This window comes from Neglectibacter sp. X4 (assembly GCF_009917365.1).
Classification (GTDB): domain Bacteria; phylum Bacillota; class Clostridia; order Oscillospirales; family Acutalibacteraceae; genus Acutalibacter.
On record NZ_QWLE01000070.1, the window covers coordinates 1 to 8,901 of the forward strand.

Annotated in this window: 9 protein-coding genes and 1 pseudogene; all 10 read right to left on the bottom strand. The window is 39.7% G+C overall.

Features of this window, described 5'->3' with window-relative positions; translation table 11 throughout:
* Positions 1-1,534, bottom strand: a 1,534-nt coding sequence (locus D1841_RS15315; protein WP_160644450.1) for a recombinase family protein, incomplete at its 3' end; no start/stop codon positions are given.
* 40 nt (positions 1,535-1,574) lie between these two features.
* The gene (locus tag D1841_RS15320) at positions 1,575-1,712 is read right to left on the bottom strand and encodes an SHOCT domain-containing protein (RefSeq protein WP_166554282.1); all 138 of its coding nucleotides are present in this window, start codon (positions 1,710-1,712) and stop codon (positions 1,575-1,577) included.
* The gene (locus D1841_RS15325; protein ID WP_160644452.1) at positions 1,693-2,070 is read right to left on the bottom strand and encodes a type II toxin-antitoxin system PemK/MazF family toxin; all 378 of its coding nucleotides are present in this window, start codon (positions 2,068-2,070) and stop codon (positions 1,693-1,695) included. Before D1841_RS15325 ends, D1841_RS15320 begins: the two co-directional genes overlap by 20 nt.
* A 586-nt stretch (positions 2,071-2,656) precedes the next feature.
* Positions 2,657-3,148: a sigma-70 family RNA polymerase sigma factor gene (locus D1841_RS15335; protein ID WP_237076416.1), complete on the bottom strand. Its 492-nt coding sequence runs from the start codon at positions 3,146-3,148 to the stop codon at positions 2,657-2,659.
* A 393-nt stretch (positions 3,149-3,541) separates the two neighbouring features.
* The gene (gene vanT / locus D1841_RS15345) at positions 3,542-4,666 is read right to left on the bottom strand and encodes a serine racemase VanT catalytic subunit (protein WP_160644454.1); all 1,125 of its coding nucleotides are present in this window, start codon (positions 4,664-4,666) and stop codon (positions 3,542-3,544) included.
* Positions 4,650-5,666, bottom strand: coding sequence for an acyltransferase family protein (locus D1841_RS15350; protein WP_160644456.1), 1,017 nt, complete (start codon positions 5,664-5,666; stop codon positions 4,650-4,652). Before D1841_RS15350 ends, vanT begins: the two co-directional genes overlap by 17 nt.
* A complete protein-coding gene (locus D1841_RS15355) occupies positions 5,656-6,429 on the bottom strand; it encodes a D-alanyl-D-alanine carboxypeptidase family protein (RefSeq protein ID WP_217925345.1) in 774 nt (257 codons plus the stop codon). The genes D1841_RS15350 and D1841_RS15355 overlap by 11 nt, the downstream gene beginning before the upstream one ends.
* A pseudogene (gene vanG, locus D1841_RS15360) lies at positions 6,426-7,486 on the bottom strand (D-alanine--D-serine ligase VanG). The gene D1841_RS15355 and the pseudogene vanG overlap by 4 nt, the downstream one beginning before the upstream one ends.
* A 133-nt stretch (positions 7,487-7,619) precedes the next feature.
* Complete coding sequence (locus D1841_RS15365; protein ID WP_201751348.1) at positions 7,620-8,762, bottom strand: sensor histidine kinase KdpD; 1,143 nt, start codon at positions 8,760-8,762, stop codon at positions 7,620-7,622.
* Positions 8,752-8,901: helix-turn-helix domain-containing protein (locus tag D1841_RS15370; RefSeq protein ID WP_160644463.1), on the bottom strand; the 150-nt coding region annotated here is incomplete at its 5' end. The genes D1841_RS15365 and D1841_RS15370, both read right to left, overlap by 11 nt.

Below are 8,901 nucleotides of genomic sequence, written 5' to 3' on the forward strand. Positions count from 1 at the left end.
CACTAAAATCTATCAGTGTATTCAACGTACTGATTATTCCGTCTAATTCAAGTCCACTTTTCGGCTGTTCATCATTTGGTGCTTGATTTAACCTTTCCTGCAACTGTTGGATTTCGGCATCAATAGGTTTCCGCATGGTCTGATATTCTTCTTTTGACAACTCACCGTCCGCCCTCATAGCAATAAGATTTGTCAAGCGAGTTTGTGCCTTGTCGATTTTCGCTTTGATGGACACCGCATCATGTTGATTTTCGCTAAGCCTTTCGTCTTTGTAATAACGCTTAATAAGGTCTACCGCAATAATAACCGATGCCTTTCTGTCTTGCCAGAGATGCTCTAACAATTCTTTCGCCATAAAATCAAGTTTCCAATCGGTTATCATCTTAATGTCGCAATATCCTTCCGTATCTAAACCAAGAGCTTCCCGCTTTTTCTTATTTCCATTGTTTATCTGATTGTAACATTGATAACCATAAGAAATTTTACCATCCAGCTTTGTATGCCATTTATCTTTTCGGAAAGATGAGCCGCAGGAACAACGCAGCTTGTTTACCCATATATCTTTGGAATCACGTTTGCTATGCGTTGTCTTTGTTGTTGACACTACGGACGGCTTCATCCTGCTTTCCCTTATCTTCTGGGCTTTGTCCCATACCTCCTGCGAAACAATGGCAGGGAAATCGCCCTCTACATATTCATAAGTGGACATATCCAGATTGTTAATCCTCTTTTGCTCCAAAAAATTGTTGCTTCTTGACTTGTTATAGCATTTCATTCCTGTATAGGTGGCATTTTTAATCGCCCGCATAATATTAGATACGTTCCATTTTACAATTCCTGATGCCGTTTTCCTTTTTTGCTCTGTCAGCATTTTTGCAATTCTCATTGAACCATAACCTTGCAGATACAAGTCAAATATAATCCTAACCGTTTCTGCCTGCTCTTCATTGATGATATAGGTATCTCCTACACGGTCATATCCTAAAATGTTTCCATTCCCGTAAAGCACACCATTATCACGGCTGATTTTCTGACCTGCTTTCACACGTTCGGAAGTCTTGCGGCTTTCCTCCTGTGCCAATGTTGCCATAAGAGAAAGACGCAACTCTCCGTCACCGTCCATCGTCCAGATATTATCATCAATAAAAAATACCTCAACGCCAATACCCTTTAATTCTCTTGTCACTACAAGAGTGTCCACGACATTCCGAGCGAAACGGCAAACCTCCCTTGTTACAATCAAGTCGAATTTACCGTTTCTGGCATCTTCAATCATACGCAAAAATGCAGGGCGTTTTTTCGCCTGTGTTCCAGTGATACCCTCATCAATATACCGTTCGCAGACAGACCAGTTCGGATGATATTTTACTTGGTTGTCGTACCACTGCAACTGGTTTTCAAGTGCGGACAACTGTGCTTCGTGTTCCGTAGAAACACGACCGTAAATAGCAACTTTCCTTTCCCGATTTCTGTCAAATAGCGCATAATCCGTGAGCTTAAATCTGTAATTGTATTCGTTTACTGATGTATTCATTAAGCATACCTCCTTTAACTAAACACCATTCTATCCTTTTTTAAGCCGCTTGTGAAATGTGCGAATTTGAGTGTTTCACAATATTTGTATATGTGGCTTGGTTTATCAATCCTTTTTCAAGGAGTATCTCAATAAGTTTAAGAGCGGCGGAATAATCATCAATTTTTATCTCTTTCATCGCTACCTCCCCTCAGAGAAATACTAATGGCAAGAGCCTTGTCAACCCTTGCCATTATGTCCGTGGGCATTGTACCCATATGCTGTTTTAACCTCTGTTTGTCAATCGTCCTTATCTGCTCAAGCAGGATAATGGAGTCCTTATCAAGCCCTTTGTAATCTTTCACGGCAGTATGTGTCGGCAGCTTCGCTTTTGTCTGCACTCGGCTCGTAATGGCAGCGATAATGACTGTCGGGCTGTGCCTGTTTCCTATATTATTGGAAATGATAAGTACGGGTCGTGTGCCGCCCTGCTCCGAACCGACAACGGGATTAAGCTCTGCGTAGTAAATGTCGCCACGCCTAATTGTTCTTTCCATATTCTTTATAACCTCCATCTGGATTTAGGCAGGAATACCCTGCCTATGTAGTAGTCAGATACAAGGGAGTATTTAAGGTCGGGAGAGCATAAAACAAACTCTGTTTTCATTGACCGCCCTGCATCTGGCTTTATGATAAAAGGCATTTTCTATTTGTCCCCGACACCCCGAAAATGCTGATGCGTATAACGCAAGGGAAGTCACCAAACGGTCAGCAGCGTACTGACGCCACGGGAGTTGCACCCCAACTGTCGGTCTGACAGAGCCGCCCCCATTGCCTGCGGCGGACTGGTTACCGCTCGGACTGTGGCTGGACGGGAGTATCATTGTCCTCTTTGTGGGTCTTGGCGGAATCGGGAGCTGCCCGATATTTTCAGTCGGTATTTTCCGCTTGCCGTCTTTCGGCGGGTCATGGCGTACCGCTGCACACGCTTATGCTTATTACAGCCACAAAGAGAATGTATTTGGTGAATGGTTATTCGGTTTTCAAAGAGCCGTCCCGTTTTCGCCATACATAGGAAAACTGGGTGAGAGTTTTTTGTCCTCTCACCTAGTAGCCGATGGGAAACCCCGAAATATTAGATGGTTATAAAATATTTTTTAATTTTTCTCTGAGATGCCAGACACGGAAGTTGACTGCGCTTACAGATAAGCCGCATTTCTCTGAAATCTCCATGCTGCTGTAACCATCCATTTTCCATAAGGCAATCTGGATGATAAGCCTGTCCACCTTAATCAAGACCTGATATAGCCGCTGGTTTTCAATGCTGTCCAAAAATTCCTCAACTGTTTTTACTTCGGGCTGTGCCGTGTCCTCTGCAACTTCCTCAAGGTATGTACCCGTATCCTGCAATTTCTCATAGTACCGTCTGTCGGAATTGAATACCGCCCAATCATGGACACGGAGCTTTTCAATATCGCCCTCGCTGACACCCAAGCTTTTAAGCTGCTTTTCTTCGGCTTCTTTCCATAGCCGCCATTTTCTTTCTTTCTTCTCTGGCTTTGTTGTACGCCATAATCCGTTACCTCCAATCTGAATTTTTTTGAATAATCCAGATTGGCAGGCGGTGAACGGCATCCAACGCCAGAAATAGCCTTACGGCGTGTTCCAACAAAAAACGACAAAAGAAAAACCGTAAGGGCTGTCGCACCTTTACGGTTTATAGGTATTTTGGTTCTTATATGTAGAAATTTGACTTCTACTTCTTGGGTAGAAATCCCCCTTGCACTGACAAGGATTTTTTTGACAGGCTGTCCACCCATCCCCGATATGATATATGTAAATGGAACTTGCTATTTGCAGGCAATAAAAATCCCTCCAAACTTGAAACAGATTTGGAGAGAAAAACTATTTTGCATGAAAATACAACCCGCCAAAACGCTGTTTTTTTATTTGACGAGTTATAAATCCAATCAAAAATCTTATTCTAAACTTCCTGCTGTGCCTATAAGAAAATGCTATCTTCCGCTATTATTTTTTTATTGATACTCTGCCTAAACGACTTCCTAATTGGCTTAAAATCTCATTTGATATAGTGTTTATACTATCTGCAAGGTCAGCAGCCATGATTTCACTGTTTCTGCTTTTCCCAATAAATATGGCTTCATCCCCGCAAGACACGCCCTTAATATCTGTCACATCTACCATTAGCTGATCCATACAAACACGACCGACAATGGCTGCTTTCTGCCCGTTTATCAAAGCAAATCCCTTATTCGACAATTCACGGGGAATCCCATCTGCATATCCGACTGCAACAGTAGCAATCTGCATTTCTTTTCCAGCCTTATAAATCAGACCATAGCCGAGTGCTTCGCCTTTATGTAATCGCTTTACACACGCAATTCTGGCTTTTAATGATAAAACTGGTTTCAATTTTGTATTAGAAATAATTCTATCTTTCGGAGAGCTTAATACACCATAAAGTGCGATTCCTAAACGTGCATAGTCAAACTTTAAAGCGGGGTAATTCAGTACGCCATAACTTCCTTGTATGTGCGTTTTAAAATGATGTATTCCCTTTCTATGCAGAAAGTTTATTACCATATTAAATTCCTCAATTTGTTTCAGAGTAATATCCCGTTCCGCATCACTAGCTCCATCTGACATACACAAGTGGGAATATACGCCTGTTATCTTCAGATTATCAAACTCCCAGATTTTACAAATCTCCTTTATATTTTCGCTTCTTTCCCCTAAGCGATGCATACCCGTATCTATTCCAATGTGGACAAAGATGGCTTGTCCAAAATCATTCAGCAGTTTTGCGTAGGGATAATCAACTACGGTTTGTGTAAGATTGTACTTCACCAAATCAGAAAACTGATTTGGCGAGGTATATCCCAAAATCAAAATCTGCCCTAAAATCCCTGCTTTTCTAAGCTCAACCGCTTCATTTACTGATGCCACACAAAAATCTTTAATTTCCAAATCCTGCAATGCTTTTGCAATGAGGACAGCACCATGTCCATAGGCATTTGCTTTAACGGCGGGCATAATCGCACACTTAGGAGAAAGTATTTTTCTGAATTGCCTTATATTGTAAGCCAGATTGTCTATATCCAGTTCAATCCACGCCCTACCTTTTTGATACATTTCTACCTCCCCTTTCAAAAAACATTTGAATCATAAACATGGCTGCCAATGACAATAGACAGACCGAAATATATTGTAAAAAAGAATTGTCCACAAGTATTTTTGTAAGTCCTGTCACTTTAGCGATTAACCGTTGGGCAACAATTACCGCAGGATGAATAATATACAGCACCATTGAACCATTTCGTATCCAAGCGGGAGCTTTCCCAGAAACTTTAAGCAGTAATTGAAACAAAAAATACATCACTGGCAGCAAAAAGAAATACATACTATTATGCTTTTGGATATGGAAAGAATAAGTAATCCATCCCTCTAAAAGCATAAGTAACGATGCTAATGCAAGTCCCCATTTACATACCTGTTCCCCACAATGAAATTCGGGAACAGCCAGCAGCATACCGAGCAGGATATAAATTGGCGCAAAGAAAATACCGTTTCTTGTATAACTGCTGACATAGAAAATGCCAGTATATAACGTGCGTAGTAAAGGCACGTTTTCTATAAGACCATAATAAGAATCACCAAATACTCCTATCACATAAGCAATGAGCGAAAAGTAAACTGCTGTCTGAACTGATTTTTTTGTTAGACACGCAAGAAGTACACACCCAATAATTGCGGCGGGAAAATACCACAAATGATAGAACGTGCCATCAAAAAGAAGCTGCTTTATAAACTCCAAGATAGATTTTGGCATATTCCCAGAATATATTGAAATAGGTATATAAACAGCGGTCACAATGAGGTACAGCCTTATATTTTTAACAAGGTATTTACGGAGAGGATATTTCTTTTTAAAATTGCTAAGCACATAGGGAGCTAATACAAAATATCCTGTCGTCATAAAGAAAAATGGAACAGCAATTCTCCCAATACAATAGGTAATTAAATAATCAATTCCCTCACTCCAGACTGACAATGGCGATATATGAATTGCAATTACCATGAAAGCAGCCACTAAGCGGAAATAATCTATTCCTGCAAATGTTTTATGACGCATAATATTCCCTCCATCTACTTAAAATAGCCCCTCCCTCGTTTGTACCCGAAATCATATACGGCGACATCTCCGATACATCAAGTTTTATAGAGTGACCGCCATCTAAAAAAACATACGAAATTTCGATTTTGTCCGCTTTAGAACTGTTATAAATATAAGGATGCCTTAAATCGGTAGTTTCCTTTAAAAAGCAAATGTATTCTTCTAAAGCCATATCCTTTTCTGCCATAATGACAGAATGGGGATAACCCACATAGCGAAAATGCCACGGTTCTGCTCCAATACCCGTTATCTGTTCTTTCCCAGACACATACCTTTCAACAAAACCAAATCGGGGAGCGGTCGCTCTGAACTCCCCACAAATCCCCGTATATGGAAAATGCGGGCAGATATAGTCAATCTGTTCCTTGTTCTCTGCAAGGTCTATGGCAAGTCCTGTCTGATGCTCGCTATGTCTGGGTACTGCCACATATTTTTTTGTGAAATCAAGACCGCTTTTGGCTAACGTATCATTCCATATTTTTTCCTGTTCTTCCTGTGTGCGGAAACCGCTTACAGCTACAATTTCATTTTTGCAATGAATTTTTGCTAATATTAGCTGTAATAAATTAGCCGCCTGCTCATTCATCTGTATTTCTGGTTGTTCCTTAATTGCTGGCTGCATATCTTTCATACACGGGAACTTCATAAGCGGATAATCTGGCGTTACAAGTATTAAGTTCCCATGATAAGTGTTGTCTTTTGTTAATTCAATCTGTGTCACTTCGATACCCCCATTTCAATCAAGCGTCCGATTACTTCATCAAATGGCAGACCTGCTTCTTTTAACATATTGGGATAACGGCTATGCTCCGTAAAGCCGGGAATTGTGTTTACTTCATTAAAATAAATTTCCCCTGCGGGAGTCAAAAACATATCCACCCTTGCAAAACAGCAGCAACTTAATGCTTTGTAAATTTCAAGAGCTGTTTCTTTAATTTCTTTTGCCTTTTGTGGAGAAATACGTGCAGGTACATGAATACTGGAAGTTTTCAATGTATATTTCTCTGTGTAATCAAAAAATCCATCCGACAATTCAATTTCATCAACTTCACCCACAATCAAATCGGAATCCTTGTTCCCCAAAACTGCACATCCAACCTCAAAACCATCAACCATTTCTTCCAGAATAACGGTAGAATCATGCTCAAAGGCACTCTCGATTGCTAAAAGCAAATCCTGTTCATGTAAGACTTTTGAAATCCCAAACGATGAACCAGACCGTACAGGCTTTACGAATAAAGGATAACCAAGCTCTAGGGCTTTTTTCTGAACCATTTCCTCTGAATAATTTGTCTTAATAGTAAAAGACCGTGCAGCTTTTATTCCGTTCATTTCTACGATACGGTGAGCCAGTTCTTTATCCATACATAAAGCGGAAGATAATAAACCACATCCGATAACAGGAATCCCCATCAAATCCAGAACCCCTTGAATTGTTCCATCTTCTCCGTTCTTTCCATGTAAAACTGGCAATGCAGCATCGAATGAAATTATCTCTAAATGATGATTGTCCAAATAACACAACCCGTGAACTGTTCTGTCAAAAGACGGAAATACTGGCGTACAGTTTTCTTCTGACTGCCAATTATCCTCCTTTATCTTTTCCAGTTCCCCTTGATACCAGTACCATTTGCCAGAGTGAGGGGCAATGCCTATTAAGATTGGTACATATTTCTTTGTGTCAATACACTTAATTACCGCATATGCCGACTGTAACGAAACTGCATATTCCGTGGAGCAGCCGCCAAAAAAACAGCAACTTTCTTTTGTTGATTCATTATGAAGTCCTCCTTTTTCATACAAAGCAAATAGCTTCTATTCAGTATTCATTCTACTGAACAGAAGCTATCCATACTTTAATATTCAATTTTCTAATTCCCAAGAAAATGCTAAGAGAGCCTATATATTTTACTAATGTGTTACAGGTAAAGAGATACGGAAAGTTGTTGATTCGTTTTCACTTTCGGCAGTAATTTTACCTCCATGCAGTGTTATGATTTCTTTTGCAATCGCAAGCCCCAATCCTGCACCGCCCGTATTCGTCGAACGTGCTTCATCCATACGGAAAAACTTCTCAAAAATAGAATTTAGCTTACCTGCGGGAATTGTCTTTCCTTTATTGCAAAAATAAATCCAAACATCCGTATCTGTGCTTTCAGCCCATATTTTAATTATCGTATCTGGGTAGCTGTAATAAATCGCATTTTTTAAAATGTTATTGAAAACTCTGGCTAACTTCATAGAATCCCTATAAACTGTTACATCTTCATCAACACATACCTCTGTTTGATTACCATGAGCATTTAAAAGCGGGTAAAATTCATCTGTCATTTGAACCAACATATGACAGAGGTTTATAGATTCTTTTTCCAAATCAATTTGTTGCAGATTATATCGTGTTATATCAAAAAATTCGTTGATAAGCTTTTCTAAACGAAGTGCTTTGCTTAATGCAATATTTACATATTTTGTTTTTTGTTCTATCGGCATATCCTGTGCTTCATCCAATAATGCTAAATATCCAATAACAGAGGTAAGCGGTGTCTTTAAATCATGTGCAAGATAAGCAATCAAATCATTTTTTCTGCTTGCTTCTTCCTTTAACATTTGTTCATGCCGCTGCATCGTGGATTTTATTTCGGACATCTGGGCTGAAATTTCGGCATACTCTTTTGGGTAAATATCTATATTTCCTTTTTCTTCTATCATAAAATCATGCAGCATCACCGAGGTCGCAGTGATGGATTTTCTTACTTCTGCCTTTGCATGTAAATTTGCAACCGCAAAAGTAATTGCAATGCAGATAAGTACGATTATAATCAGAACTGTCAAGATAAATACTTTCAGCTCCGACCACAAAGGCTCTGTAACGAGAATATCTTTTCCCACATCAGCAGAATAAACCTCGTGCGTATTCATGTATTTAGCCGTGAACCAGTCCACAAAAAAGCCGTTCCAAACCTTATCTACCAGATAATACAATCCAAAACATGCAGCAATGCCGAGGATACAAGTGCCAATTAGTGTAGTTGTCTTTGAAATCTTAATTTTCAATTTTGTATCCACACCCCCAGACTGTTTTTATATATTGTGGTTCTTCAAATGAATCTCCCATCTTCTCACGAAGATGCCGAATATGAACAGTAATGGTGTTATTGCTTTTACTGAAATATTCATCCCCCCATATTTGATG